Raw genomic sequence first — 25,822 nt, forward strand, 5'->3', positions numbered from 1 at the left:
AATAAATAACAAGCAGTACCGAATCGACACTCAGCGTGCTACTGCACTTTAGTCTTATCTTCTGACGCGTTCTCCGTGGGGCCATTCTCCCCTTCGGGTTGATCAGGCGGCGGCATAATGTCGTGGATTAATTGCTCATCAAAGCTTGGATTTAATGCCGGAGACAGTGGGGAACTGACCAGACTGTCTGGTATCGCCATATGTGGCACTGGGGCATCGTTAACAAATTCATCTTGATCCTGTTTCACTGTTCGGCTGAATGCTATCAGGCTTAGGCCACAGAGTGAGAAGAACGCATACAGTATATTACCGCCCAGAGGTGCAATTAGTGCACCGACGGCAAGTGGCCCGATACTGGCACCCACCCCGAATGACATCAGTAAACATGCCGCGAGTGAGACCCGCCGTTCTGGCGCAATCAGGTCATTGGCCAGTGCCACGACCAAGGGATAAAGCGTGAACTGCAACATACTGACGACAAAACCTAAACCCAGCAAAAAATGGAACGAGATATGAGGCACTAAGGCCAGTGGCAGTGCGGTTAGTGCCAGCAATAAAGCATTAATTCGGATCAATAGCGTACGGTTATAGCGATCTGACAACCAACTGAGTGGCAGTTGAGCAACCAAACCGGCAAAAATAGATAACGCCATGAACAGGCCAGTTTCTTGGGTTGAAAGCGATTGCAGGCTGGCATAGACCGGCGCAAGGCCATAAAACGAGCCGACAATCATGCCGATAACCAGTGTTGATGCCAGTATTTTGGGAATCGAACTGATAAAGAATTTCAACTCCATAGGTGCTGGGGACATCTGCTGAGCATTGCTGCGAGTAGTCAGTGCGACCGGCACCAAACAAAGGGCAAAAAACAGGGCGATTATCATTAATGTACTTAAACCCAGCTCGGGCTGAAGCATTAATACCACTTGGCCCAATGCCATACCGGCATAGGTTGCCGCCATATAAAAACCAAATACCGTGCCGCGCTGATTAGACTCCGCCTGATCATTAAGCCAGCTTTCCAACACCATGAACTGACACATCATGCAGAGGCCAATAATCAAGCGTAGAACCACCCACGCAGGGATATATTCAGTAAGGCCATGGCTTAACACCGCCGCGGTAATAATACCTGCACAAGCCACATAAGCCCGAATATGGCCTACTCGTGCAATCAGGAAGTGGCCAACCTTACCTCCGATCACTAAACCAATATAGTTTGCGGCGATAATTGCCCCGATTAATGCACCAGAGACATGGATGGCAGTGAGACGTAGCGAGATATAGGTCGTCAATAAACCTGAGCCTAATAGCATCAACACCGTGGCGCTATAAAGGGGGAAGAAGGCGTTAAGAATTTTTTTCACTGTCACGTCCTTAGTTCATCATTCCGGATAAATTGCCGGAACTGCAGATGTCGCCAGCCGCATCCTCTTTATTTTGATACTAACAGCTGAGTTCCTGAGGTAAAGCTTTGTACAGAAAAGTGCTTTTTTTCATTGCACCCTGCGAAGTGTTTCGCATAACTGAGTGCAGTTGCCGCTTCAGGCTAAAGAAGTGCTACTATCGGCGACATAAAATCTCATGTGAGTCGGGGGAACAATGCACGAGAAACAACTACGCCAGCTCAGTATTGCGGTCGGTAATAAGTTAAAAGAACGTGGTGCCTGGGTGACTTGTGCAGAATCTTGTACTGGTGGTTGGGTGGCTAAAGTATTGACTGATATTGCAGGCAGTTCAGCTTATTTTGACCGTGGTTTTGTAACGTATAGCAATGCCGCAAAACATGATTTGCTGGGCGTGAAAGAAAGCACGCTGGAAAATTATGGCGCAGTGAGTGAAGCTGTCGTGCAAGAAATGGCGCATGGTGCATTACGGGAAGCCAATGCAGACTTCGCGATATCAATCAGTGGTATTGCTGGGCCCGACGGTGGTAGTGCGGATAAACCGGTGGGTACGGTATGGTTTGCTTTTGCAACAGGTGAAGGGTTGGTGGTGGCTAGTAAACAGCTTTTTCACGGCGACCGTGATGCTGTGCGGCTGCAAGCAACTGTTTTCGCACTACAAACGCTATTAGATGATTTTCTGTAAAAATAGGCTTGATACTGTATGATTGTACAGTATAATTAGCGGTAATTTCCTGCACAAAACAACATTCAGTGGTGATGACAGGGGTAACCCGGCATACCAGAGAGGGAGTAAAAATGGCTATTGATGAGAATAAACAAAAGGCGTTAGCAGCAGCACTGGGCCAAATTGAAAAACAATTCGGTAAAGGCTCTATCATGCGCCTTGGCGAAGACCGCTCAATGGATGTTGAAACCATCTCTACAGGTTCTCTTTCTCTTGATATTGCATTGGGGGCGGGTGGCCTACCAATGGGGCGTATTGTTGAGATTTATGGACCTGAATCATCAGGTAAAACAACGCTGACTTTACAAGTTATCGCCGCTGCACAGCGTGCAGGTAAAACTTGTGCGTTCATCGATGCCGAACATGCTCTTGATCCAATTTATGCCAAAAAATTAGGCGTAGATATCGATAACCTGCTGTGTTCCCAGCCAGATACCGGTGAACAAGCACTGGAAATCTGTGATGCACTAACTCGCTCTGGTGCAGTAGATGTCATCATTGTTGACTCCGTGGCAGCATTGACACCAAAAGCTGAAATTGAAGGCGAAATCGGCGACTCCCATATGGGCCTTGCGGCACGTATGATGAGCCAGGCTATGCGTAAGTTGGCAGGTAACCTGAAGAATGCGAATACCTTGTTAATCTTCATTAACCAGATTCGTATGAAAATTGGCGTTATGTTTGGTAACCCTGAAACGACCACTGGCGGTAACGCACTTAAATTTTATGCCTCTGTACGTTTAGATATTCGTCGTATTGGTGCAGTAAAAGAAGGTGATGTAGTTGTAGGTAGCGAGACGCGCGTTAAAGTTGTAAAAAACAAAATTGCAGCGCCATTCAAGCAAGCTGAATTCCAGATCCTGTACGGTGAAGGTATCAATATCAACGGCGAGCTTGTCGATTTGGGTGTTAAGCACAAGCTGATTGAAAAAGCAGGTGCATGGTATAGCTATAACGGTGACAAAATTGGTCAAGGTAAAGCGAACGCCAGTAACTACTTAAAAGAAAATCCGGCAGTAGCTGCTGAGTTAGATAAAAAATTGCGTGAAATGCTGCTTAATGGCGGCAATGGCGAACAAGCTGTTACCACCGCAGCATTTGCCGATGAAACTGATGAAACCAGCGAAGAGTTTTAACTCGTAAAATTTTAACCAAGTTTGTACGGTAACCAATGAATAAACGGCTCACATAGTGGGCCGTTTTCGTCAGTAAATATTGACGAAAAGTATTGCTAATACTCCTGCAATTTCAAACAACAGGGTATTACCAACATAATGAGTGTGACAGCAAGGCAGCAAACAAATAAATCTTGATGAGCAGACACTGGTTAGTCATTCGGGTGAAAGAGTGTAGTTAACACCGCTGCAACTTCAAGCAAGGAGAGTAATTATGAATGACTTGCTGAGCCGTGCTATGAGGCTCCTGTCTCAACGCGATCATAGTGAATCCGAGCTGCGCCACAAACTTGCAGCGCGCCCATTTTCGGCAAAAGGTCATTGGGGAAAGCGTTCAGTTAGTGAAAATGGAGAGCCTGTCGAGGATATCGACCCCAAAGTTATCGAGCAGGTTATTGCCTATTGTTATCAACATAATTGGCTGGATGATTCCCGCTTTGCTACCAGCTACATTAATAGCCGCAGTCGTAAAGGATATGGCGCACAACGTATCCGATCTGAATTGATGCAAAAAGGTGTCGATAAAGAACTTATTCAAGCTGCTTTTGAAATTAGTGAAATTGACTGGAGTTTGCTCGCAAAAGAGGTCGCACAGCGTAAATTTAGTGAAATTCTACCTGTTGAATGGAAAGAAAAGGCCAAGGTTCAGCGATATCTTCTCTATCGTGGTTTTTTCCAGGAAGAAATTCAGTCTATTTTCAGTAATTTTGACGAATGAATGCACGCGGGATTTTACTTCCCTTCGAAGAAAATTTATCTTAGTCCCACTTTTTGTTCGTGAGCTTACCCATTGTGTTGTCAGTTATCGGCACCCGATTGGCTCACGGGCTATTCTTTTAGCTTGTTTCCGGGACAATTATGAGCAAGAGCACCGCTGAGATTCGTCAAGCGTTTCTCGATTTCTTCCATAGCAAGGGACATCAGGTTGTATCAAGCAGCTCTTTGGTCCCTAATAATGACCCTACGCTGTTGTTTACCAATGCCGGGATGAACCAGTTTAAGGATGTTTTCTTAGGTTTGGATAAACGGGCTTATTCCCGTGCGACGACCTCTCAGCGCTGTGTGCGAGCAGGTGGTAAGCATAATGACCTTGAAAACGTAGGTTATACCGCGCGTCATCATACCTTCTTTGAAATGTTGGGTAACTTCAGCTTCGGCGATTACTTCAAACACGATGCCATCAATTTCGCTTGGGAGTTATTAACCGGCGAACAGTGGTTTAATCTACCGAAAGAAAAACTTTGGGTAACCGTTTACGAAACTGATGACGAGGCCTACGAAATTTGGGCCAACGAAGTCGGGGTACCGCGTGAGCGTATCATCCGTATTGGTGATAACAAAGGTGCCGCCTTTGCATCAGATAACTTCTGGCAAATGGGTGATACCGGCCCTTGTGGCCCATGTACAGAGATTTTCTTTGACCATGGTGACCATATTTGGGGTGGGCCTCCTGGGTCAGCAGAAGAAGACGGCGATCGCTATATTGAGATCTGGAATATCGTCTTCATGCAGTTTAACCGCCAGTCTGATGGCACTATGCTGCCATTACCTAAGCCGTCAGTTGATACGGGCATGGGGCTTGAGCGTATTGCTGCGGTATTACAACATGTTAACTCTAACTACGAGATTGACCTGTTCCGCAATTTGATTAGTGCCGTAGCAGATGTTACCGGTGCGACTGATCTTTCCAGTAAATCACTGCGCGTGATTGCTGACCATATCCGCGCCTGTGCTTTCCTTATCTCTGATGGCGTGATTCCGTCGAATGAAAACCGTGGCTATGTTCTACGTCGCATCATTCGCCGTGCGATCCGTCACGGTAATATGCTGGGCGCTAAAGAGACTTTCTTCTATAAGTTAGTTGCCCCACTCATTGCGGTGATGGGCTCTGCTGCTGATGAATTGAAGCAACAGCAGGCGATGGTAGAGCAGGTTCTGAAAACCGAAGAAGAACAGTTTGCACGCACATTAGAGCGTGGTTTAGCGCTGTTGGACGAAGAGCTGGATAAGTTGACGGGTGATACCCTTGATGGTGAGACTGCTTTCCGCTTGTATGACACCTATGGTTTCCCGATTGATTTAACCGCAGATGTTTGCCGTGAGCGTAATCTGAAAGTGGATGAAGCTGGCTTTGAGCAAGCAATGGAAGCTCAGCGCCGCCGAGCTCGTGAATCTAGTGGTTTTGGTGCTGATTATAACAACCTAATCCGGGTTGATAGTGCAAGCCAGTTCTCTGGTTATGACCATGTTCATCAGCAAGCAACAGTGACTGCATTGTTCCGTAATGGTGAAGCTGTAGATGAAATTCATGAAGGTGAAGAAGCGGTTGTTGTCTTGAACCAAACCCCATTCTATGGTGAGTCTGGTGGTCAAGTTGGCGATAAGGGTGAGTTAAAAAATGCGACGGCGACTTTCGCTGTGGCAGACACCCAGAAATATGGTCAGGCTATCGGACATTTAGGGCAATTAACTCATGGAACGCTGCGGGTTAACCACAGTGTTGATGCTCAAGTCGATGTTGTGCGACGTAACCGTATCCGTCTGAACCACTCTGCAACTCATTTACTGCATGCGGCATTACGTAAAACTCTGGGCGAACACGTTGCTCAGAAAGGCTCGTTAGTCAATGATAAATATCTGCGTTTTGACTTCTCTCATTTTGAAGCAATGAAGCCAGAGCAGATACGTTTGGTAGAAGATATTGTTAACGAGCAGATTCGCCGTAATATGCCAGTCCAAACTGAAGTCATGGAATTGGAAGCAGCGAAAGAAAAAGGTGCGATGGCTCTGTTTGGTGAGAAATATGACGATCAAGTTCGCGTCTTGACCATGGGGGATTTCTCAACCGAGCTGTGTGGTGGTATTCACGCCAACCGTACGGGTGATATTGGTCTGTTCCGTATCTTATCAGAGTCAGGTACTGCGGCGGGGATTCGCCGTATTGAAGCAGTAACCGGTGAAGGTGCTATTGCATTGCTGCATCAGCAAAGCGACTTACTGGCAGATGTTGCTCATCTGGTGAAAGGTGATACTAATAATCTGGCTGATAAAGTACGTGCAGTGCTGGACCGTAGTAAAATGCTTGAGCGTGAGCTCCAGCAATTGAAAGATCAGCAAGCCGCTCAGGAAAGTGCCTCATTGTCGTCCAATGCAAAATTGGTCAAAGGGGTGAAACTTTTAGTGAGTCAGTTGGATAATGTTGAACCAAAAATGCTGCGTACTATGGTTGATGATCTTAAAAATCAGCTGGGGTCGGCTATTATTGTGCTGGCAACGACAGCCGATGATAAGGTCAGTTTGATTGTTGGGGTGACCAAAGACCTTACGAGCAAAGTAAAAGCCGGCGAATTGATCGCTGATATCGCTCAGCAGGTTGGCGGTAAAGGCGGTGGTCGCCCTGATATGGCTCAGGCTGGAGGTTCTGATGTGCAGGCATTGCCATCAGCCTTGGCAAGCGTTGAGGCATGGGTCGAATCCCGTTTATAAGCAAGTAATGACCTATTAAATCAATACGCCATATCTCTCTGCTAGGTATGGCGTTTTTCAATTTTCCTGTCATAGTTCGAAAACAAAGTTAAACGCAAAGTTGTTTGCTTCAGCTAAACTTGTATTAGTTAGAGACATGACCAAGCTACTTACATTTTATGTGAATGTGATGGCTTACGTTTTCACGGTGTATGATGGATAATGGCGGGGAAACTGAGAGACCCGACTCTTTTAATTTTTCAAGGAGCAAAGAATGCTTATTCTGACTCGTCGAGTTGGTGAAACACTCATGATTGGCGATGAGGTTACGGTTACTGTATTAGGGGTTAAAGGCAACCAAGTTCGAATCGGTGTAAATGCTCCGAAAGAGGTTTCTGTTCACCGTGAAGAAATCTACCAGCGTATCCAAGCAGAAAAGTCTCAACCGACGACTTACTGATTTTGAAGAAGCGTCTCGTGTTACACGAGGCGCTACTGCTGTTTATTTCCCCCTGTTTTGCTACTTATCCACTTTTTGTGTTCTTATTCCGGTAATAATTTTCTGTTTGCGACCCATTTAACTGGGCTATCGGGATAATTTCTTTTTCCCCTCTCTTCGATTACATCGTAATAACCACTATCTTGACTGTTGATAAAACACTCTTTCTGGCGTCAAACTGGTCATGTTGCGTGTGAATTGTGCAAATGAACGTGAGTTAGGAAAAATTGTTTGACTTATAAGTGCGGGAAAGTAATATGTGCGCCACGCAGTGCCGATGAGCTTCTTCAAAAGCAAGTTAGGCACAATTCGCAAGAAGCGTATGGTGAGGTGGCCGAGAGGCTGAAGGCGCTCCCCTGCTAAGGGAGTATACGGTCAAAAGCTGTATCGAGGGTTCGAATCCCTCCCTCACCGCCATTTACTATGCACCCATAGCTCAGCTGGATAGAGTACTCGGCTACGAACCGAGCGGTCGGAAGTTCGAATCTTCCTGGGTGCACCATATTTTGCAGTATGGTGAAATAGTTAAATGAACATCAGGTAGTGTCAAAGAATTAATTGCACCCATAGCTCAGCTGGATAGAGTACTCGGCTACGAACCGAGCGGTCGGAAGTTCGAATCTTCCTGGGTGCACCATCTTCTAGGTCATAAATCTTGTTGTTAAGTTTCACTCGCTGAAACGCCTCTAAAAAATCAGATAAACAAAATCGCACCCATAGCTCAGCTGGATAGAGTACTCGGCTACGAACCGAGCGGTCGGAAGTTCGAATCTTCCTGGGTGCACCATATTAAGAAACCTCGCTACGGCGGGGTTTTCTGCTTTTGGGCCCTTTGGCACTTAGTCACTAGTCAATTTAAGCCTTTTAACCCTCCTATCTTGCTATTAACTTCCCAATATATTGATTTTCACTAGGCAAAATAGCGTGGCAATCTATTGGTGAAAGTTATTTTTTGACTTAATTCAATGTATTACGCAGTGAGCGACAATTTGATTAGTTTGCGATAGAGTAGCTTTTCATTTTCTTATTGGTCGTGGAGTCACGATGTACGATCGCTATGAAGGTCTGATTTTTGATATGGATGGTACCATCCTGGACACGGAGTCGACCCATCGTCAGGCATGGCGTCAGGTGCTAACCCCCTATGGTATGCAGTTTGACGAGCAAGCGATGGTGGCTCTAAATGGTTCGCCAACATGGCAAATTGCCCGCGTAATCATTGAAAATCATCAATCAGATCTGGATCCGCATTTATTGGCTGCTGAGAAAACTGCTCTGGTGAAAACGATGCTGTTGGACAATGTGAAGCCTCTACCGCTCATAGACGTGGTTAAAGCCTATCATGGTCGTAAACCTATGGCTGTAGGGACAGGAAGCGAGCACGCCATGGCAGAGATGCTTTTAGGCCATCTTGGTCTGCGCGACTATTTTGATGTTATTGTTGGCGCCGATGATGTCACCAAACATAAGCCAGAGCCTGAGACATTCTTACGTTGTGCACAATTACTCGGTGTTAATCCCGATAAATGCGTGGTCTTTGAAGATGCTGACTTTGGTATTGAGGCCGCGAAAAGGGCAAATATGGCAATAGTTGATGTGCGCCTACTGTGAGTAGTACGCTAGCCATTGCTTCACTATTTGGGAGTAGTTTCCTCAGCGCGACACTCTTACCCGGAAATTCTGAAATTCTGTTAGTCACCCTATTAACGACAGGTAGTGCGCCAGTAATGATGCTGGTGTTGTCTGCCACCGTCGGAAATACTCTGGGGGGGCTAACAAATGTTGTTATAGGCCGTTTATTACCGGAACTAAAACCACAGCGTGGAATGAGCACAGCTCTTGGCTGGCTTCAGCGTTTTGGTCCAGCAGCTTTATTATTGAGCTGGCTACCGGTGGTAGGCGATTTGATGTGTGTGTTGGCAGGCTGGTTGCGTATGCCTTGGGGTCTTGTGGCTTTTTTTCTGTGTTTGGGAAAAGCATTACGTTATATCGTGTTAACGGTCATTACGTTGCAAGGAATCGCCTGGTGGCAGTAAAGAGTGTGACAAACTTACGTAGTCACATCTCTGCAGTTTCAGTATGCTGGCGAGTTATGGTTTTCAAGAGCGGGAGGTCGATTTGATCCCGGATGTATCACACGCGCTAACTTGGTTGGAAGCGCATCCAAAAGCCCTGAAAGGGATCCGTCGCGGTATCGAGCGGGAAACATTGAGAGTCACTGCCGATGGCCAACTTGCCTCGACGGGGCATCCAGAATCATTGGGTGCAGCACTGACACATCAATGGATTACCACTGACTTTGCCGAGGCATTGCTGGAATTCATTACACCAGTAGATGGCGATATCGACCATCTGCTGACTTTTTTACGTGATATTCATCGCTATACCGCACGTAAACTGGGTGATGAGCGCATGTGGCCGCTTAGCATGCCTTGTTTTATCGGCGCTGAGCAGGATATCGAACTGGCTAAGTATGGATCTTCTAATATTGGCCGGTTCAAAACTCTTTACCGTGAGGGTTTAAAAAACCGTTACGGTGCGCTGATGCAAACTATTTCTGGTGTGCACTATAACTTCTCGTTGCCGCTAGAGTTTTGGCAGGCATGGGCGGGTGTCACTGATGAGAAAAGTGGCAAGGAAGAGATTTCCGCAGGATATTTCCGCCTGATCCGCAACTACTACCGCTTCGGTTGGGTTATTCCTTATCTGTTTGGTGCTTCTCCGGCCATTTGCTCATCATTCCTGCAAGGGCGTGAGACGGCATTACCGTTTGAACGCAATGACCAAGGAATGTGCTATTTACCCTATGCGACCTCATTGCGCCTGAGTGATTTAGGTTATACCAATAAATCACAAAGCAATTTGGGCATTACGTTTAATGACCTGCACACCTATGTTGCTGCTCTGAAACGCGCCATTCAAACGCCATCAGAAGAATATGCGGCTTTGGGGCTAAAAGACGGTGACCATCATCTGCAATTGAATGCCAATGTGTTGCAGATTGAAAATGAACTGTACGCACCAATCCGACCTAAACGGGTTACCCGTGCTGGTGAGTCTCCGTCTGACGCTTTGTTACGTGGTGGCATTGAGTATATCGAAGTGCGTTCGCTGGACATCAATCCATTCTCACCCATTGGGGTTGATGCAGTACAAGCCCGTTTCCTTGATCTATTTTTGATTTGGTGTGTATTGGCGGATGCGCCTGAAATGAGCAGTGATGAATTGCTGTGTACCCGCAAGAACTGGAATCGAGTCATTTTGGAAGGGCGTAAACCGGACCAGACAATTGGTATGGGATGCAACGATACTCGTGAGCCACTGGAGAAGGTAGGTAAAGACCTGTTTGCCGACTTACGCCGCGTTGCAGAAGTCTTGGATGGTACAGATAGCACCCAGTATCAACAGGTTTGTGACGAGCTGGTCGCGTCTTTTGATGATCCGAGTTTGACGTTCTCTGCGCGTATTTTGCAAGCGATGAAAGAAGGTGGTATTGGTGGCGTGGGGCTGGAGTTAGCTGAACGTTATCGAGAAATGCTGCAAAGTGAACCACTGGAATTACTGACAGAAGAGCAATTATCTGAAGAAGGTGCAGCATCATGGGTACGTCAACGTGAGCTGGAACTCAAAGATAAGCTAAGCTTTGAAGAGTATTTGGCGCTTCACGGCGGCCAATAAAAAGAAAAGGCCACATTGCTGTGGCCAAATTAACATCTCTGTTAACAGGGATGATGATAACAAATGCGCGTCTTTCACATATTAAGACGCTCAGGAAAGAAAAAAGTTTCACGGGTTGCGAAAAAAGATCGAATAAAAATTATTTTTTTTATGAGGAGGTGTCTAAATGCCATTATTGGATAGCTTTGCCGTTGACCATACAAGAATGAATGCGCCAGCCGTTCGGGTAGCTAAAACCATGAAAACCTCTCATGGGGACGCAATTACTGTCTTTGATTTGCGTTTTTGTAAACCGAATGAAGACATTCTCCCGGAGAAAGGAATCCACACACTGGAGCACTTATTCGCCGGATTTATGCGTGATCATCTTAATGGTGATGGTGTTGAGATCATCGATATCTCGCCAATGGGCTGCCGTACCGGTTTCTACATGAGCTTGATCGGCACTCCTGATGAGCAACGAGTTGCCAAAGCCTGGAAAGCAGCAATGGAAGATGTGTTGAAAGTCACCGATCAGCGAAAAATTCCTGAGCTGAATGAGTTTCAGTGCGGGACTTATCATATGCACTCGCTGGAAGAGGCACAGGCTATCGCTAGAGATATTCTTGATAATGATGTGGGCGTTAACCACAACGAAGAACTTGCATTACCGAAAGAAAAGCTGAAAGAGCTGCATATCTAGCTTTCAGTAGCCGGATTTGTTGAGTAGATAAACGTAAAAAAGACGCTGATAAGGCGTCTTTTTTATTTTCGACCAAGCCTTGGAATAGAGAATTACCCAGAATGGCTATCATGCAAGATAGGTGTTACCCGCACTCGCTTAATCATGTTTTCTTGTACATCCAGCACATCAATCAAATAATTCCCAATGCGAACCTGAGCATCTATTTGCGGAATATCTTCAAGTTCTTCCAGTAACATGCCATTGATAGTGCGAGCATCCACAGGGAGCGACCAGTTGAATGCTTTGTTGAGTTCACGAACACTGGCACTGCCATCAATCAGAACTGAACCATCACTTTGTGGATTGACCTCTTCGGCCAGCGTTGGGGACATTGAGGTCGTGAAATCACCCACGATCTCTTCCAAAATATCCTCGACCGTCACCAACCCTTGAATATCACCATATTCATCGACAATCATGCCGACTTTTTCTTTATTGCGTTGGAATTTCACCAACTGCACATTCAATGGCGTGCCTTCTGGAATGAAGTAAATTTCATCAGCTGCACGTAACAGATTTTCTTTATTAAACTCTTTTTTCTCGGTCATCAGCCGATAGGCTTCCCGCACTCGCAACATGCCAATCGCATCGTCGAGTGACTGGCGGTATAACACGATGCGGCCATGAGGGGAGTGGGTAAGCTGCCGCATGATTGATTTCCAATCATCATTGATATCAATGCCAACCACTTCATTGCGGGGCACCATAATATCGCTAACGGTCACCTTTTCCAGATCTAGTACCGATATCAACATATCTTGATTACGGCGAGAAATTTGTGAGTGGGATTCATTCACGATACTACGTAGTTCATCTTTACTCACGGCATCACTGCTATGTACATTTCCGCGAATACCGCACAGACGCATTAATCCTCGGGTGATGGTATTGAGCAACCAGACCAGCGGCAACATGATTTTTTGCAATGGGGCCAGTAATACACTGCTGGGAAAGGCGACGCGCTCAGGATAAAGAGCGGCAATGGTTTTCGGCATCACTTCAGCAAAAATAAGCACCACAAACGTCAAAATCCCGGTGGCAATAGCGACCCCTGCGTTGCCATATAAGCGGATACCGACAATTGTCGCGAGCGCAGAAGCCAGAATATTGACCAGATTGTTGCCGATTAACACCAGACTTATCAGGCGGTCAGGGCGGCGTAATAGTTTCTCTACCCGGCGTGCCGCGCGATTACCTTGCTTGGATAAATGGCGTAGACGATAGCGATTCAGCGTCATCATGCCGGTTTCAGAAGCAGAAAAATAAGCCGAAATCACGATCATAATGACAAGAATAATGATCAATGTACTAGTTGATACCTGATCCAACGCAGTGTTCCTTAATTACAATACAGGCCATATGTGGACGGTTTTAATCACAATTAAGGGACCATGATTTCCTGAACTAGACGGCTACCAAAGTAAGCCAGTGTCAGTAAAAAGGCGCCCACAAAACTGAACCAGATAACTCTACGTCCACGCCAACCCTCATGATAATGACCCCATAGTAAAACAATATAGACAAACCAGGCCATGATCGATAACACCGCTTTATGGACGTTTTCTTTACTAAATATGTTGTCCATATAAAGTAAGCCGGTGCAGAGTGTCAGTGTCAGTAATACCACGCCAATTTGCGTAATATGGAACATTTTACGTTCAATGCTCATCAACGGAGGCATGTCAGTATTAAATGTGACTTTTTTGTTCTTCAGCTGATAATCGAGCCAAGCCAGTTGCAGGGCATAAAGTGCCGCGATGATAAGCGTGGCATAAGCAAAGAGGGCTAGCCCAATGTGGACGAAAATGGCCGGACTGGCCTCCAAATGGGTAATAAACTCACCCGGCAGCAAGCTGGCTAGCGCCAAATTGATCATGGCAAAACTGTAGACAATTGGCAGTAAGAACCAGCCACGCCCTTGTGAGGCGACAATAGTCATAATAGTGCAGATCATCAGCCCGACGATGGAGCCGATATTCAGTAACGTGAGGTTTTGACCTCCGCCAACATCAAAAATTTGATGTTTCAGAGCAATAGCATGGCACACTAGCGCCACGACAGCAGAAACCAGCGCTAACCGCCGGTAAGCACTATTTTTCTGCACCAGACTTGGGACAATCAAGCCCAAGCTGAGCGAATAAGCGATCAAAGCCAAAATGGAGAACACGGGCATAGCGTTATATAGGCATCGGCTAAGTGAATTAGATAGCCAGTATAGCGTTGAGAGCGTTCCTCTCCAACCGTTCTCGGATGTGGGGGCAGAGATCGTTTAAGCTTCGTGTTATAATCCCCCCATTGTGTCGCCAGAGCGGCCTGTTTCCACGTTGAGTATGAGACAATGTTTGAGAACTTAACTGATCGATTGTCGCGCACACTGCGCAATATCAGCGGCCGTGGCCGGCTGACAGAAGAAAATATTAAAGAAACGCTGCGTGAAGTGCGCATGGCGTTGTTAGAAGCTGACGTAGCTCTGCCGGTTGTTCGTGATTTTATCAACCGGGTAAAAGAGCGAGCGGTCGGGCACGAGGTGAACAAAAGCCTTACGCCAGGCCAGGAATTCGTCAAAATAGTTAAAAATGAACTTATTGCCGCCATGGGTGAGGTCAATAACGAACTGAATCTGGCAGCACAACCGCCAGCAGTGGTGTTGATGGCGGGTCTGCAAGGGGCGGGTAAAACCACCAGTGTGGCTAAGCTGGGTAAGTTCCTTAAAGAAAAACATAAGAAAAAAGTGCTGGTGGTGTCTGCCGACGTGTATCGCCCAGCGGCGATCAAACAGTTGGAAACCCTGGCTCAGGGTGTTGGCATTGATTTCTTCCCGTCTGATGTGCAGGAAAAACCGATTGATATCGTCAATCGTGCTCTGCAGCAGGCGAAGCTTAAGTTTTATGATGTTCTGATTGTCGATACCGCCGGTCGTTTGCACGTCGACGAAGCGATGATGGACGAAATCAAACAGGTTCACGCCGCGATTAAGCCGGTTGAAACACTGTTTGTTGTTGATGCCATGACCGGTCAGGATGCTGCCAATACGGCGAAAGCATTCAACGAAGCCTTGCCACTTACCGGCGTGGTACTGACCAAAGTTGATGGCGATGCCCGTGGCGGTGCTGCCCTGTCTATTCGCCATATTACGGGCAAACCGATTAAATTCCTCGGTGTAGGCGAAAAGTCAGAAGCGCTTGAACCGTTCCACCCCGATCGCGTGGCTTCCCGTATTTTGGGCATGGGCGATGTACTGTCGCTGATTGAAGATATCGAAAGCAAAGTTGACCGCGCACAAGCGGAAAAACTGGCAACCAAGCTGAAAAAAGGCGATGGCTTCGATCTCAATGACTTCCTGGATCAACTGAAGCAAATGCGCAATATGGGTGGCATGGCGAGTATGTTAAGCAAAATGCCAGGTGCCGGTCAGTTGCCAGACAACGTGAAATCACAGATGGATGACAAGGTAACAGTGCGTATGGAAGCTATCATCAACTCGATGACGCAGAAAGAACGCATGAAACCAGAGATTATCAAAGGTTCACGTAAGCGCCGTATTGCAGTCGGATCAGGCGTGCAGGTGCAGGATGTCAACCGCTTACTTAAGCAGTTTGATGACATGCAGCGCATGATGAAGAAAATGAAAAATGGTGGCTTGGCCAAAATGATGCGTGGCATGAAAGGTATGATGCCACCGGGTTTCCCAGGTCGCTAAATGTCATTTCACGCTGTGAGGTTAACCGGTGTGAAGTGAATAAAGATTTCCCGCTGAAAACGGCGGTAAACGAAGAGAATTTAACTCATTACAAAACTAGCGCATAGGAATCTACGCTTTAGATTGCTTTTTGCGCCAAAATGAGTAAAATTTTCGGGCTTTTTATATTGCAACTGGACCCCGTTCCCCGATGGGGTCCAGTTGTTTTATTAACTAAAGAGGATGTTATGGTAACAATTCGTTTGGCTCGTGGCGGCGCTAAAAAGCGTCCGTTCTATCAAGTAGTAGTGACCGACAGCCGTAATGCTCGTGACGGTCGTTTCATCGAACGTGTAGGCTTCTTTAACCCGATCGCATCTGGTCAGGCTGAAGCTCTGCGTTTGGATCTAGACCGTATCGAACATTGGGTTGGTCTGGGTGCAACAGTTTCTGATCGCGTATCTGCGCTGATCAAAGACGCTAAGAAAGCAGCTTAATCTGTCGCGGTGGTGGTTATTATGAGCAAACAACTCAATCCAGTGGTTCCCGATCAGCCGATTGTTCTCGGTAAAATGGGTTCAACTTACGGCATTCGCGGTTGGCTCAGAGTATTTTCATCCACCGAGAACGCCGAAAGCATTTTTGATTACCAGCCGTGGTTTATCCAGCAGGCCGGTAAGTGGCAGCATGTCGAGTTGGAAGACTGGAAGCGCCACAGTCAGGATCTGATCATTAAAGTTAAAGGTGTTGATGATCGGGATGCCGCGAACTTATTGACCAATTGCGAAATTGTCGTCGATTCGAAGCAACTACCCACACTGGGTGATGATGATTACTACTGGAAAGACCTTATGGGCTGTCAGGTAGTCACCACCACCGGTTACGAACTGGGTAAAATCATTGATATGATGGAAACCGGTTCTAACGATGTCATGGTAGTGAAGGCAAATCTGAAAGATGCATTCGGTATGAAGGAGCGGTTGGTCCCGTTTCTTCATGGGCAGGTTATCAAGAATGTCGATCTCACTGCTCAACGTGTTGAAGTAGATTGGGATCCTGGTTTTTGACCTCCGAATTAAACGGCAAAAGTGAGTGGAACAAAACAATGTGGATCGGTGTTATTAGCCTGTTTCCCGAGATGTTCCGCGCGATAACCGATTACGGGGTAACTGGCCGGGCAGTAAAAAATGGCCTGCTGAGCGTGCAGTGTTGGAGTCCTCGTGACTTTACCTACGATCGGCATCGTACCGTGGATGACCGCCCATATGGTGGTGGCCCGGGAATGTTGATGATGGTGCAACCGCTAAGGGAAGCCATTCATGCAGCAAAAGCAGCGGCAGGCGAGGGAGCAAAGGTGATTTATCTGTCACCTCAAGGGCGCAAACTGGACCAACAGGGTGTTTGCGAACTGGCTACTCATCAGAAGATGATTCTGGTGTGTGGTCGGTACGAAGGAGTTGATGAGCGCGTAATCAAAGCCGAAATTGATGAAGAATGGTCAATTGGTGATTACGTTCTCAGCGGTGGCGAGCTGCCGGCAATGACTCTGATAGATTCAGTATCCCGTTTTATCCCGGGTGTGCTGGGTCATCAGGCCTCAGCAGAGGAAGATTCCTTTGTTGATGGGTTGCTGGATTGCCCACACTACACTCGGCCTGAGGTGTTAGAAGGGATGGAGGTTCCGCCAGTATTACTGTCGGGTAACCATGCCGAGATTCGTCGCTGGCGCTTAAAGCAGTCGCTGGGCCGTACCTGGCTTAGAAGACCTGAACTTCTAGAAAGCCTAGCTCTGACTGACGAGCAAATGGTGTTGCTGGCTGAGTTCCAACGGGAACATAAGCCCTGAGCAACAGAACTATGAAAGGAATATTGTGCCGCGTGCCGATTTCCTGATATATCAGTTTACCTAGGGTAAGAGACTTATTATGAGCAATATTATCAAGCAAATCGAACAAGAGCAGATGAAGCAAGATGTACCTGCATTCCGTCCGGGTGATTCCGTGGAAGTGAAGGTATGGGTTGTTGAAGGTTCTAAAAAGCGTCTGCAGGCATTCGAGGGCGTGGTTATCGCTATTCGTAACCGCGGTCTGCATTCTGCGTTCACCGTTCGTAAAATTTCCAACGGCGAAGGTGTTGAGCGTGTATTCCAAACTCACTCCCCAGTAATCGACAGCATTACTGTGAAACGTCGTGGTGCCGTTCGTCAAGCGAAATTGTATTATCTGCGTGAGCGTACTGGTAAGTCTGCTCGTATCAAAGAGCGTCTTAACCGCGTTAACTAAGGTACAGCTCAGGCTTCATCCAAAAGTTAATAGTATGAAGGGGTTAGCCATGTGCTAGCCCCTTTTTTTATGAGTATTTTCACGGTTAAATAGTCTGTTTTAAAAGCGTCTAGGGGATGTGCTCAAGGAACTGGCTGGAAGTAGCGTGGCATGGCACCACGCTAAAAAGACGGATAATTACAGGCCGTAGACCAGACTGACTGAAGTAGTGGTATCGGTATTTTTGGGAGCGCTGGCAGGTGGTTTAGTGTTGTAGGTTACAACATAAGCTAGACGCAATGCGAAGCTCTTATTGATTGCTACATTCAATGCGGTTTCAGAGTTCAGGGTGGTCTCTTCGTTCGCTAATGCTGAAACACCTTCACTGAATACTGTGTTATCAGTTAACTGATAAGTATAGTTACCACCGGCATAGGCCAATGCTTTTGTCGCGCGGCCACCTTCATAGAACTCATCATGGCGAACGCCTGGACCAAATTCCACCCGTAAATTATGTAATGGCGTAGTCATAATCTGACGACCATAACCGGTGGTTAGAACAGAGCGGGAATCAAAACCGTTATAGCGATCGTTCAGCCAACTGGCTTGCCCAAACAGGTAGTTTCTGTCGGTCAGATTATAGCGAGTACGTCCACCTAACTGATAACGCTCAGAAGAACGCTGATCGTTAGCGCTGGTATTGCGTGCAGCTCCCCACAAGCTATAGGCGGTGTTGGGCTGAAACCAGGTTAACGTTGAGTTAGCGGTCAGTGTTGAGTTGGTTGTATTGCCTGACTGTGCGGTATAACCGGCTTCAACGGTACCATCAAAGCTCTTCTTGGCTGTGGCTGGATCGTCTAAGGCAGTAAAAACAGTCGCGTCAGCAAGAACTGAAGTGCTGATTAAGGATAAAGCGAGTGTGCTGATATAAAACGGCAACGCCCTGGTATGACGCAAAGAAAACATAATAGGTCCATGGTGAAAAAGATGATGTTTGTGATGCGGCCCGCATTGTAGCAGTTGCTCTTCAACTTACTCAGAAGATATTTCGGATTGAATAATTAATTATAATAAACGGGTTTTTTTGATGAGTTCATTCTTAAGATGTTATAAATAGGTTCTGAGTTTGTCACGCATTGACATTTTTATTGGTCATTATGGATGAAGATTTATCGGGGTAAGATAGGAATATAATTAAAGGGTCAGAAATCATCTGACCCTATTTCAATTCTAACTCGTTATTACATAAAAGTGGTCACCAGTAGGTAGCCGGTGATACATGAGCAGATAACCCCGATAAGTCCTGGGATAATAAAACTATGGTTAATAATAAACTTGCCAATCTTGGTAGTGCCGGAACGGTCAAAACCGATACAGGCAAGATCACTTGGATACGTAGGCAGTACAAAGTAACCATAAGCTGCTGGGAAGAAGGCAATCAGCATCTTGGGTTCAACACCTAATTGTAATCCCATCGGGGCAATAGCGGCCAGTGCTGCTGCTTGGCTATTGACTAGCTTCGAGACTAGGAATAGGACAATAGCATAGGTCCATGGATGGCTTTTCACCACATCTTCCAGTACCAGCTTCAAGTCACCCATGTGAGCCTGGAAGAAGGTATCACTCATCCATGCTACACCGAATACCGAGAATATGGCGACCATGCCAGCTTTGAATACTGCGCCATTAGAGATATCACTAGGCTTCACCTTACAGCCAATCAGAATAACTGCACCAGCAATCAGCATCATCATCTGAATAACCAAATTCATCGATAATGACTGTAATTTACCTTTAACTTCAAAAGCAGGGCGTAGGTCTGCAAAAGCACCGAGTAATACAACCAGTGCGATAGCCGCGAAGAATATCCAAGTAGACCAATAAGCCTGTTTAGGAAAAACTTTATTTAATAATGTATCTGTCGAGCCATAGATAAAGTTGCGTTGCTCAGGGTCTTTGATTCTTTCCTGAAAATCGGGGTCTTTATCCAGATCTTTACCACGGCGTAGACTCCACAATGCTGCCATCAACACCCCAACTAATGATGCGGGTACTGAGATAGCCAGAATTTCCAGAATACTATATGCCTGTCCAATACCATGGTTAGCACCGATAATTGATACCAATGACACAACGGCTACGGATACCGGCGAAGCGGTAATTGCCATTTGTGATGCCACTGATGCAACAGCCATTGGACGTTCCGGACGAATCCCTTTTTTAATGGCAATATCAGAAATAATAGGGAACATGGTATAAACAACATGCCCAGTACCACATAGGAAGGTTAATGACCAAGTGGTGAATGGTGCCAGTAGTGTAATATGTTGCGGGTGCCGGCGTAATAATCGTTCAGCAAATTGCATCATGACATTTAAGCCACCAGCAGTTTGTAATACCGACGCACAACCAATAACGGCTAATATAGTCAGCATAACATCAACTGGAGGTTTGCCGGGTTCAAGGCCGAAGATAAACGTCAGAATAAATAAGCCAATGCCACTGATTAACCCCAGCCCCATGCCGCCATACCGGGTACCCAGTAATAGACATAGAATTATAATTATAAATTGTAGTGTTATCATAATATTACCTTGCTTCCAACATGAATGAAATTCGATTCTATATTTGCTTGTTTTAAGCAATGAGCCTGGCTCTTTCTCGGTTTCTCTATCGGAGCACAGACGGCATTGATTAAAACCTTGCTAATACCAAGGCTATATTGTTCAGTTATGTAATTAATTAAATCTGAGATCTGCCTCTATTTTTATATCAGCTCGGACTTTTCTAATTAATTAAAGTGGAATCGGAGGGGGTAAATAGAATATAAGTTCTTGAATGTGAAATTAATGTGTGAATATTGTTTTCAATTAATGAACTAATTGACGGGTAATTGAATATAAAAAGTCTTGTTCAATCGGGAAACTTGTTAAGTCTATATCCCGGTCTATATAAATTGTTGCTTCATTCAGTTAATCCCCAATCTTTCCTTGAGGGATTTCAAGTAGCGACGACTCACAGGGATATGTTTGCCGCTGCGAGTAATCACTTCCGCCGAGCCGTTATCCATCAGTTGAATCTCACCGAGCTGCTCAGTATTGACCATGTATTGCCGATGGCAACGAACAAAAGGTGTTTTTTCTTCCAGCGTTTTCAACGATAGCTGAGTATAACCTGATTGCACTGTCCCAATCACATGCACGCCGCTCAGCTCAGAACTGAGATATTCGACTTCCTCAATCTTCAATAAAAAAATCCGGTTATGGCCAGAGCAAGGGATGTGTCTTAGCATCGGCTCCGTGATTTTGTGTAAATTATTATTTACACAAAGGCCTCTTCTTAAGCGTATTAGTGTTTTTGTCAACCGTTGATGGTCGAGGGGTTTTAACAGATAGTCAAAGGCATGTTCCTCAAAAGCACGGATAGCATATTCATCGTAAGCGGTAACAAACACGATATGCGGCATACTTTCCGGATTCAACATTGAGGCCAATTCCAGACCATTAATTCTGGGCATTTGGATGTCGAGAAATATCACATCAGGCTGCAGACGCTGGATTGCGGGGATAGCTTCTAATGCATTGCTGCATTCGGCGACGATCTCAATATCATGTTCTTCACTTAATCTTTGACGCAAATCTTCACGCGCGGGTTGTTCATCGTCGACGATGATGACTCTTAACATACTGCCTCCACAAATTTCCGGCATTTTATCATGGCCTCAGGGGCAGGTTAGGAGCATCTGCAGAAACTGCGACTTACCGCAAAAGTCAGACAAAAATATGCCCTTAAATTTAGTGGTAATTATTTATTTACACATATGGATTGAAAACTTTACACGCAATGGTATTGTAGAGTCCTCAAACGATAAACACGCTAAATGACATTGGCTAAACAGAGATAGGTAAAGAATATGATCATGCAAAAAGACGCGCTCAATAATGTCCATATCAGTGCTGAACAAGTATTGATGACACCGGAAGAACTGAAAACCCAGTTTCCATTGAGCAGCAATGGTCAGTATGCAATTGAAGCTGCGCGCAAAACGATTGCAGATATTGTTCAGGGACGAGACCCACGCTTGTTGGTCGTCTGTGGGCCATGCTCGATCCACGATGTGGATGCTGCTTTGGATTATGCGCGTCGTTTGAAAACTCTCTCTGCACAATTTAGTGACAGCCTGTATATCGTTATGCGTGTCTATTTTGAAAAACCAAGAACCACTGTTGGTTGGAAAGGCCTGATTAATGACCCTGCGATGGATGGTTCTTTCGACGTAGAAAAAGGCTTACAAATTGCACGTCAATTACTGCTGGATTTAGTGGATATCGGTTTGCCATTGGCAACTGAGGCTCTGGACCCAAATAGCCCACAATACTTGGGTGATTTGTTCAGTTGGTCTGCTATCGGCGCGCGTACCACTGAATCGCAGACGCACCGTGAAATGGCTTCGGGCTTGTCTATGCCGGTTGGGTTCAAGAATGGGACTGATGGCAGCCTAGGTACAGCCATTAATGCAATGCGTGCAGCAGCGATGCCACACCGTTTTATGGGGATTAACCAGTCTGGTCAAGTTTGCTTGTTGCAAACTCAAGGTAACCCACACGGTCATGTGATTTTACGTGGCGGCAAAACACCTAACTACAGTGCACAAGATGTTGCTCAGTGTGAAAAACAGATGCAGGATGCGGGACTCATTCCATCCTTAATGATAGATTGCAGTCATGGGAATTCGAATAAAGACTTCCGTCGTCAGACTGCAGTCGCTGAATCTGTTGTTGAACAGATCAAGGCTGGCAATCGTTCAATTACTGGCGTGATGCTGGAAAGCAACATTCACGAAGGGAATCAGTCTTCTGAACAACCACGTGCAGATATGCGCTACGGTGTTTCAGTGACCGATGCCTGTATTAACTGGGAAACTACTGAGACCTTGTTACGTGAAATGCACCAAGAATTACGTTCAGCACTGGCGGCACGGACTGCAGAGGAAAAGTAAGTATGGTGGCTGAACTGACCGCTTTACGTGATCAAATTGATGAAGTCGATAAAGCCCTGTTGGATTTGTTGGCCAAGCGTCTGCATTTAGTGGCAGAAGTAGGCGAGGTTAAAAGTCGTTATGGCTTACCTATTTATGTTCCGGACCGTGAGGCGGCAATGTTGGCCTCACGCCGACAGGAAGCTGAGGCTCTAGGTGTTCCGCCGGATTTGATTGAAGACGTATTGCGCCGAATAATGCGAGAGTCTTATACCAGCGAAAATGACAAAGGTTTTAAGACATTATGCCCGCAATTGCGCCCGGTAGTTATTATCGGGGGTCAGGGCCAGATGGGGCGGCTATTTAGCAGAATGCTGACGCTATCTGGCTATCAGGTAAAAACACTGGAACAAGATGACTGGCCGCAGGCTGAGTCTATTCTGGCTGATGCCGGTATGGTGATTGTCAGTGTGCCTATTCATATTACTGAAGATGTCATCAGTCGATTACCAAAACTGCCGTCAGATTGCATCTTACTGGATCTTGCTTCAGTGAAGAATAAACCACTGCAAGCCATGTTGGCCGCCCATGAAGGGCCGGTTGTTGGTCTGCACCCTATGTTTGGGCCTGATGTGGGTAGTTTGGCGAAACAAGTTGTGGTGTATTGCGATGGTCGCGACCCGCAAGCCTATCAGTGGCTACTGGAGCAGTTGCAGGTCTGGGGCGCACGGTTACATCGAATCAGTGCGGTTGAGCATGATCAGAATATGGCGTTTATTCAGGCGCTGCGCCATTTTGCGACCTTTGCATATGGATTGCATTTGGCAGAAGAAAATGTGCAGTTAGAGCAATTGCTGGCACTGTCCTCACCGATTTATCGTCTAGAGCTGGCGATGGTTGGGCGGCTGTTTGCGCAAGACCCACAGCTTTACGCCGATATCATTATGTCATCGGAAGATAATCTGGCGTTGATTAAGCGCTATTACAAACGTTTTGGCGAGGCGATTACCTTGCTTGAGCAAAGTGACAAGCAAGCTTTTGTACAAAGCTTCCAGAAAGTTGAGCACTGGTTTGGCGATTATGCTGAGCGCTTCTTGGTAGAAAGCCGTTCATTATTGCGGCAAGCGAACGACAACCGCCAGTAACGCCTCTTTATTTTAAAAAGTCATCCCGACAGTGTCGGGGTGACTTTTTGCGCTTATCGACAAGTGCTGAAAGGTTAGCTTGGATTGACCGGAACCACATTCTCACTGGGATAGCAGCCCAAGACTTTGAGTGAACGGGTTATCGGCGTTAAATCTGCCAAGGCTTTTTGCATAGCATCAGAGCGTAAGTTAGCCTGCACATCAATATAAAACATCTCTTCCCATGGATTGCCATTGATGGGCCGGGATTCAAGTTTGGTCATAATGATCCCGTGATCCCTCAATACTAATAGTGCCTCAACCAATGCCCCTGACTGTTGGCCTGTTGCCATAATTAAGGTGGTTTTAGCTGGGATCTGCTCAGATACATCAATGGCTTTGCGGGCAAGAACAATAAAACGAGTAATATTTTGCTGTTGGTTGGCTAAATTGTGCTCCAACACTTGCAAGTTATAAAGTGCGCCCCCGGCTTCGCTTCCTAGGGCTGCTGCTGTTGGTGAGTTTAACTGAGCTACTTTCTCCATCGCGGCGGCAGTACTTTCGCAATACTCGATTTTCCAGTGTGGGAAGCGGTTAATGAATTGGCTGCATTGCTGGAAAGGTTGTGGATGGCTGTAGACGGTTTGAATTTGGCTCAGACTGGTTTCGGTAGCAATAAGTACACAATGGTCAATAGGATTGGTGATTTCACCGACAATAGACAAGCTGGTGTGCTGCAATAAATCATATACATCATTAATGGAACCCGAACTGGTGTTCTCTATTGGTAATACGGCGTAATCAGCTTGCCCGGTTTCCACTTGGGTAAAAATATCCTGGAACTTCTGGCAACCACATTCAATCAGATGCTCAAAATGACGGGCAGCGTATTGGCGTGCGGCTAAATGTGAGTATGAACCTTTTGGACCAAGGAAGGCGATACGGGCAGAGTGCTGAGCTGTTTGATTCAACTGATGCTGTAGCAGGGCCTGCTGGGTCAATACCGAATCTTCGATAATCAGTTGGAACAAGCGGGTGACATAGAATCCATCGAGGTCGTAAGGCTTAGCAGCTGTAATTAGCGCATCCAGCAAGTCACGCTCACGTTCTTTATCGCGAATTGGACGATGGTGAAGTTGCTTGGCTTTAGCGACATCCACTGCCAATTCACGCCGTTCTGCCAACAAAGCCAGCAGTTTTAAGTCAACTGCGCTGATGCGTTCACGTAGCACCAGTAATGGGTTATCGCTCATAGGGTTTGCCTTATTATCATCCTGAATGTTTTATGCATAAAAAAAGCCTCCCGTCTGGGAGGCTTTATTGTTCGTCTTCGCATTCTTTATCACACGACGAAACGCCTCCCAATCAGGGGAAGGTAAAAAAGAATGCGAAGAAAAACACTTTATTGATCATTGTTACTGGTTACCTGTTATGAACCTTGTTTATGTATCACTGCTACTTATTGGCACCCAAGAGAAAAGGTCACTAATAAGGCTCGACGTTAAACGGTGTTCTTAAGAAGAGACAGAGTCTAAATTAACCGCCAGTCTGAATTGCTGTCAATAAAAAACGCGCCCAAAGGCGCGTTAGATCCGAAATGAGATGGATTTCCCGGCTATTGCTGCTGCTCGGACTCTTCTTCCTCTACATCTACTGACTCCAGATTAGCGTCTTTAACACTGCTTGCCGCACGACGAGCTTCACCTTTATGTTGAACTTTATTTAATTGGCGTTCTAGTTTGGTGATCAGTTCATTAATTGCAGCATACATATCGTCATGTTTGGCACTGGCAACCAAGGGGCCCATTGGGGTACTGATAGTTGCATCGGCAACAAATCCTTGCGGATCTTTAGACAGTACAATATGTGGATTTATTAACTGGGCCTGCCATTTATCCAGTTTGGTGAGACGGTCTTCAACATGTTTACGAATTGCTGGGGTAATATCCATTTGTTTACTGGTAATGTTGACTGTCATATGACTTACCTCTCTGTCTACTCCGTCTTGGATAACTTCAGCATACCTCTCTTTTTCACAAAATGTATGATCAAGATCACTTATTTTTGTCACTTTTTGCAAAGGTCATGGGAACTGTGATTTAACGT

24 protein-coding genes, 4 tRNA genes and 1 other annotated feature are annotated in these 25,822 nt (G+C 46.1%); of the genes, 20 read left to right on the forward strand and 8 right to left on the reverse strand.

Annotated elements, in window-relative coordinates; genetic code table 11:
- Window positions 1-38: 38 nt before the first annotated feature.
- Window positions 39-1,367, reverse strand: coding sequence for an MFS transporter (locus DJ58_RS04520; RefSeq protein ID WP_032910053.1), 1,329 nt, complete (start codon window positions 1,365-1,367; stop codon window positions 39-41).
- Window positions 1,368-1,602: 235 nt separating this feature from the next.
- Here DJ58_RS04520 and pncC point away from each other — a divergent pair, with 235 nt between their 5' ends.
- The 13 genes from pncC (at window position 1,603) to luxS (ending at window position 11,632) form a co-directional block, all read left to right on the forward strand.
- Complete coding sequence (gene pncC / locus DJ58_RS04515; protein ID WP_004706380.1) at window positions 1,603-2,091, forward strand: nicotinamide-nucleotide amidase; 489 nt, start codon at window positions 1,603-1,605, stop codon at window positions 2,089-2,091.
- A gap of 113 nt (window positions 2,092-2,204) precedes the next feature.
- Window positions 2,205-3,269, forward strand: coding sequence for a recombinase RecA (gene recA / locus DJ58_RS04510; RefSeq protein ID WP_032910054.1), 1,065 nt, complete (start codon window positions 2,205-2,207; stop codon window positions 3,267-3,269).
- 253 nt (window positions 3,270-3,522) lie between these two features.
- The gene (recX, locus tag DJ58_RS04505) at window positions 3,523-4,026 is read left to right on the forward strand and encodes a recombination regulator RecX (RefSeq protein WP_004706382.1); all 504 of its coding nucleotides are present in this window, start codon (window positions 3,523-3,525) and stop codon (window positions 4,024-4,026) included.
- Window positions 4,027-4,166: 140 nt separating this feature from the next.
- The gene (gene alaS / locus DJ58_RS04500; RefSeq protein ID WP_004706383.1) at window positions 4,167-6,794 is read left to right on the forward strand and encodes an alanine--tRNA ligase; all 2,628 of its coding nucleotides are present in this window, start codon (window positions 4,167-4,169) and stop codon (window positions 6,792-6,794) included.
- 253 nt (window positions 6,795-7,047) lie between these two features.
- Entirely contained in the window at window positions 7,048-7,233 is a 186-nt protein-coding gene (csrA, locus tag DJ58_RS04495; RefSeq protein ID WP_002209449.1) for a carbon storage regulator CsrA, read from the forward strand.
- Window positions 7,234-7,596: 363 nt separating this feature from the next.
- Window positions 7,597-7,689, forward strand: a tRNA-Ser gene (locus DJ58_RS04490).
- Between the two features lie 8 nt (window positions 7,690-7,697).
- Window positions 7,698-7,774 (forward strand) — tRNA-Arg (locus DJ58_RS04485).
- Between the two features lie 58 nt (window positions 7,775-7,832).
- Window positions 7,833-7,909 (forward strand) — tRNA-Arg (locus tag DJ58_RS04480).
- Between the two features lie 73 nt (window positions 7,910-7,982).
- Window positions 7,983-8,059 (forward strand) — tRNA-Arg (locus tag DJ58_RS04475).
- A gap of 257 nt (window positions 8,060-8,316) precedes the next feature.
- On the forward strand, window positions 8,317-8,883 hold the full coding sequence (gene yqaB, locus DJ58_RS04470; protein WP_004712510.1) for a fructose-1-phosphate/6-phosphogluconate phosphatase: 567 nt from the start codon (window positions 8,317-8,319) through the stop codon (window positions 8,881-8,883).
- On the forward strand, window positions 8,880-9,308 hold the full coding sequence (locus DJ58_RS04465; protein ID WP_032912121.1) for a YqaA family protein: 429 nt from the start codon (window positions 8,880-8,882) through the stop codon (window positions 9,306-9,308). Before yqaB ends, DJ58_RS04465 begins: the two co-directional genes overlap by 4 nt.
- A 43-nt stretch (window positions 9,309-9,351) precedes the next feature.
- Window positions 9,352-10,950, forward strand: coding sequence for a glutamate--cysteine ligase (gene gshA / locus DJ58_RS04460; protein WP_004712512.1), 1,599 nt, complete (start codon window positions 9,352-9,354; stop codon window positions 10,948-10,950).
- A 166-nt stretch (window positions 10,951-11,116) separates the two neighbouring features.
- Window positions 11,117-11,632, forward strand: coding sequence for an S-ribosylhomocysteine lyase (gene luxS / locus DJ58_RS04455; protein WP_004712513.1), 516 nt, complete (start codon window positions 11,117-11,119; stop codon window positions 11,630-11,632).
- Between the two features lie 92 nt (window positions 11,633-11,724).
- On the opposite strand, the gene DJ58_RS04450 is transcribed toward luxS, so the two are convergent.
- Window positions 11,725-13,002, reverse strand: coding sequence for an HlyC/CorC family transporter (locus DJ58_RS04450; RefSeq protein WP_032912122.1), 1,278 nt, complete (start codon window positions 13,000-13,002; stop codon window positions 11,725-11,727).
- Window positions 13,003-13,055: 53 nt separating this feature from the next.
- The gene (locus DJ58_RS04445) at window positions 13,056-13,847 is read right to left on the reverse strand and encodes a cytochrome C assembly family protein (RefSeq protein ID WP_032912124.1); all 792 of its coding nucleotides are present in this window, start codon (window positions 13,845-13,847) and stop codon (window positions 13,056-13,058) included.
- Between the two features lie 165 nt (window positions 13,848-14,012).
- Here DJ58_RS04445 and ffh point away from each other — a divergent pair, with 165 nt between their 5' ends.
- From ffh to rplS, 5 genes are all read left to right on the forward strand, one after another.
- Complete coding sequence (ffh, locus tag DJ58_RS04440) at window positions 14,013-15,374, forward strand: signal recognition particle protein (RefSeq protein WP_004712516.1); 1,362 nt, start codon at window positions 14,013-14,015, stop codon at window positions 15,372-15,374.
- A 227-nt stretch (window positions 15,375-15,601) separates the two neighbouring features.
- Entirely contained in the window at window positions 15,602-15,850 is a 249-nt protein-coding gene (gene rpsP / locus DJ58_RS04435; RefSeq protein WP_004712517.1) for a 30S ribosomal protein S16, read from the forward strand.
- A gap of 21 nt (window positions 15,851-15,871) precedes the next feature.
- On the forward strand, window positions 15,872-16,420 hold the full coding sequence (gene rimM, locus DJ58_RS04430; protein WP_032912125.1) for a ribosome maturation factor RimM: 549 nt from the start codon (window positions 15,872-15,874) through the stop codon (window positions 16,418-16,420).
- Window positions 16,421-16,458: 38 nt separating this feature from the next.
- Window positions 16,459-17,199: a tRNA (guanosine(37)-N1)-methyltransferase TrmD gene (gene trmD, locus DJ58_RS04425; protein WP_004712520.1), complete on the forward strand. Its 741-nt coding sequence runs from the start codon at window positions 16,459-16,461 to the stop codon at window positions 17,197-17,199.
- A gap of 79 nt (window positions 17,200-17,278) precedes the next feature.
- Window positions 17,279-17,635 carry a 50S ribosomal protein L19 gene (gene rplS, locus DJ58_RS04420; protein ID WP_004712521.1) on the forward strand — a complete coding sequence of 119 codons (357 nt, stop codon included), beginning with the start codon at window positions 17,279-17,281 and terminating at the stop codon, window positions 17,633-17,635.
- Window positions 17,636-17,812: 177 nt separating this feature from the next.
- Here the strand turns inward: rplS and DJ58_RS04415 are convergent, their stop codons facing one another.
- The 3 genes from DJ58_RS04415 to btsR form a co-directional block, all read right to left on the reverse strand.
- On the reverse strand, window positions 17,813-18,580 hold the full coding sequence (locus tag DJ58_RS04415; RefSeq protein ID WP_004712522.1) for a DUF481 domain-containing protein: 768 nt from the start codon (window positions 18,578-18,580) through the stop codon (window positions 17,813-17,815).
- 275 nt (window positions 18,581-18,855) lie between these two features.
- Window positions 18,856-20,199 carry an anaerobic C4-dicarboxylate transporter gene (locus tag DJ58_RS04410; protein WP_032912128.1) on the reverse strand — a complete coding sequence of 448 codons (1,344 nt, stop codon included), beginning with the start codon at window positions 20,197-20,199 and terminating at the stop codon, window positions 18,856-18,858.
- A gap of 383 nt (window positions 20,200-20,582) precedes the next feature.
- Window positions 20,583-21,299, reverse strand: a complete 717-nt coding sequence (gene btsR, locus DJ58_RS04405; RefSeq protein WP_004712524.1) for a two-component system response regulator BtsR — start codon at window positions 21,297-21,299, stop codon at window positions 20,583-20,585.
- A gap of 234 nt (window positions 21,300-21,533) precedes the next feature.
- Here btsR and DJ58_RS04400 point away from each other — a divergent pair, with 234 nt between their 5' ends.
- The gene (locus tag DJ58_RS04400) at window positions 21,534-22,613 is read left to right on the forward strand and encodes a 3-deoxy-7-phosphoheptulonate synthase (protein ID WP_032912129.1); all 1,080 of its coding nucleotides are present in this window, start codon (window positions 21,534-21,536) and stop codon (window positions 22,611-22,613) included.
- Window positions 22,614-22,615: 2 nt separating this feature from the next.
- A complete protein-coding gene (gene tyrA / locus DJ58_RS04395) occupies window positions 22,616-23,737 on the forward strand; it encodes a bifunctional chorismate mutase/prephenate dehydrogenase (RefSeq protein WP_004712526.1) in 1,122 nt (373 codons plus the stop codon).
- Window positions 23,738-23,811: 74 nt separating this feature from the next.
- On the opposite strand, the gene pheA is transcribed toward tyrA, so the two are convergent.
- Both pheA and raiA read right to left on the reverse strand, forming a co-directional pair.
- The gene (gene pheA, locus DJ58_RS04390) at window positions 23,812-24,969 is read right to left on the reverse strand and encodes a bifunctional chorismate mutase/prephenate dehydratase (RefSeq protein ID WP_004712527.1); all 1,158 of its coding nucleotides are present in this window, start codon (window positions 24,967-24,969) and stop codon (window positions 23,812-23,814) included.
- Window positions 24,970-25,005: 36 nt separating this feature from the next.
- Window positions 25,006-25,130 (reverse strand) — a sequence feature (Phe leader region).
- Window positions 25,131-25,331: 201 nt separating this feature from the next.
- Window positions 25,332-25,694, reverse strand: a complete 363-nt coding sequence (raiA, locus tag DJ58_RS04385; protein ID WP_004712528.1) for a ribosome-associated translation inhibitor RaiA — start codon at window positions 25,692-25,694, stop codon at window positions 25,332-25,334.
- Window positions 25,695-25,822 lie beyond the last annotated feature (128 nt).

This window comes from Yersinia frederiksenii ATCC 33641, from assembly GCF_000754805.1.
In the GTDB taxonomy this organism is placed as follows: Bacteria; Pseudomonadota; Gammaproteobacteria; order Enterobacterales; family Enterobacteriaceae; genus Yersinia; species Yersinia frederiksenii.

Coding starts and splice junctions, on each gene's coding strand:
- DJ58_RS04410 (WP_032912128.1), bottom strand. CDS start 20,199: ATGATAACACTACAATTTATAATTATAATTCTATGTCTATTACTGGGT.
- DJ58_RS04400 (WP_032912129.1), top strand. CDS start 21,534: ATGCAAAAAGACGCGCTCAATAATGTCCATATCAGTGCTGAACAAGTA.
- DJ58_RS04415 (WP_004712522.1), bottom strand. CDS start 18,580: ATGTTTTCTTTGCGTCATACCAGGGCGTTGCCGTTTTATATCAGCACA.
- gshA (WP_004712512.1), top strand. CDS start 9,352: ATGCTGGCGAGTTATGGTTTTCAAGAGCGGGAGGTCGATTTGATCCCG.
- recA (WP_032910054.1), top strand. CDS start 2,205: ATGGCTATTGATGAGAATAAACAAAAGGCGTTAGCAGCAGCACTGGGC.
- csrA (WP_002209449.1), top strand. CDS start 7,048: ATGCTTATTCTGACTCGTCGAGTTGGTGAAACACTCATGATTGGCGAT.
- tyrA (WP_004712526.1), top strand. CDS start 22,616: ATGGTGGCTGAACTGACCGCTTTACGTGATCAAATTGATGAAGTCGAT.
- trmD (WP_004712520.1), top strand. CDS start 16,459: ATGTGGATCGGTGTTATTAGCCTGTTTCCCGAGATGTTCCGCGCGATA.
- pheA (WP_004712527.1), bottom strand. CDS start 24,969: ATGAGCGATAACCCATTACTGGTGCTACGTGAACGCATCAGCGCAGTT.
- rpsP (WP_004712517.1), top strand. CDS start 15,602: ATGGTAACAATTCGTTTGGCTCGTGGCGGCGCTAAAAAGCGTCCGTTC.
- pncC (WP_004706380.1), top strand. CDS start 1,603: ATGCACGAGAAACAACTACGCCAGCTCAGTATTGCGGTCGGTAATAAG.
- rplS (WP_004712521.1), top strand. CDS start 17,279: ATGAGCAATATTATCAAGCAAATCGAACAAGAGCAGATGAAGCAAGAT.
- DJ58_RS04445 (WP_032912124.1), bottom strand. CDS start 13,847: ATGCCCGTGTTCTCCATTTTGGCTTTGATCGCTTATTCGCTCAGCTTG.
- alaS (WP_004706383.1), top strand. CDS start 4,167: ATGAGCAAGAGCACCGCTGAGATTCGTCAAGCGTTTCTCGATTTCTTC.
- luxS (WP_004712513.1), top strand. CDS start 11,117: ATGCCATTATTGGATAGCTTTGCCGTTGACCATACAAGAATGAATGCG.
- btsR (WP_004712524.1), bottom strand. CDS start 21,299: ATGTTAAGAGTCATCATCGTCGACGATGAACAACCCGCGCGTGAAGAT.
- yqaB (WP_004712510.1), top strand. CDS start 8,317: ATGTACGATCGCTATGAAGGTCTGATTTTTGATATGGATGGTACCATC.
- ffh (WP_004712516.1), top strand. CDS start 14,013: ATGTTTGAGAACTTAACTGATCGATTGTCGCGCACACTGCGCAATATC.
- raiA (WP_004712528.1), bottom strand. CDS start 25,694: ATGACAGTCAACATTACCAGTAAACAAATGGATATTACCCCAGCAATT.
- rimM (WP_032912125.1), top strand. CDS start 15,872: ATGAGCAAACAACTCAATCCAGTGGTTCCCGATCAGCCGATTGTTCTC.
- recX (WP_004706382.1), top strand. CDS start 3,523: ATGAATGACTTGCTGAGCCGTGCTATGAGGCTCCTGTCTCAACGCGAT.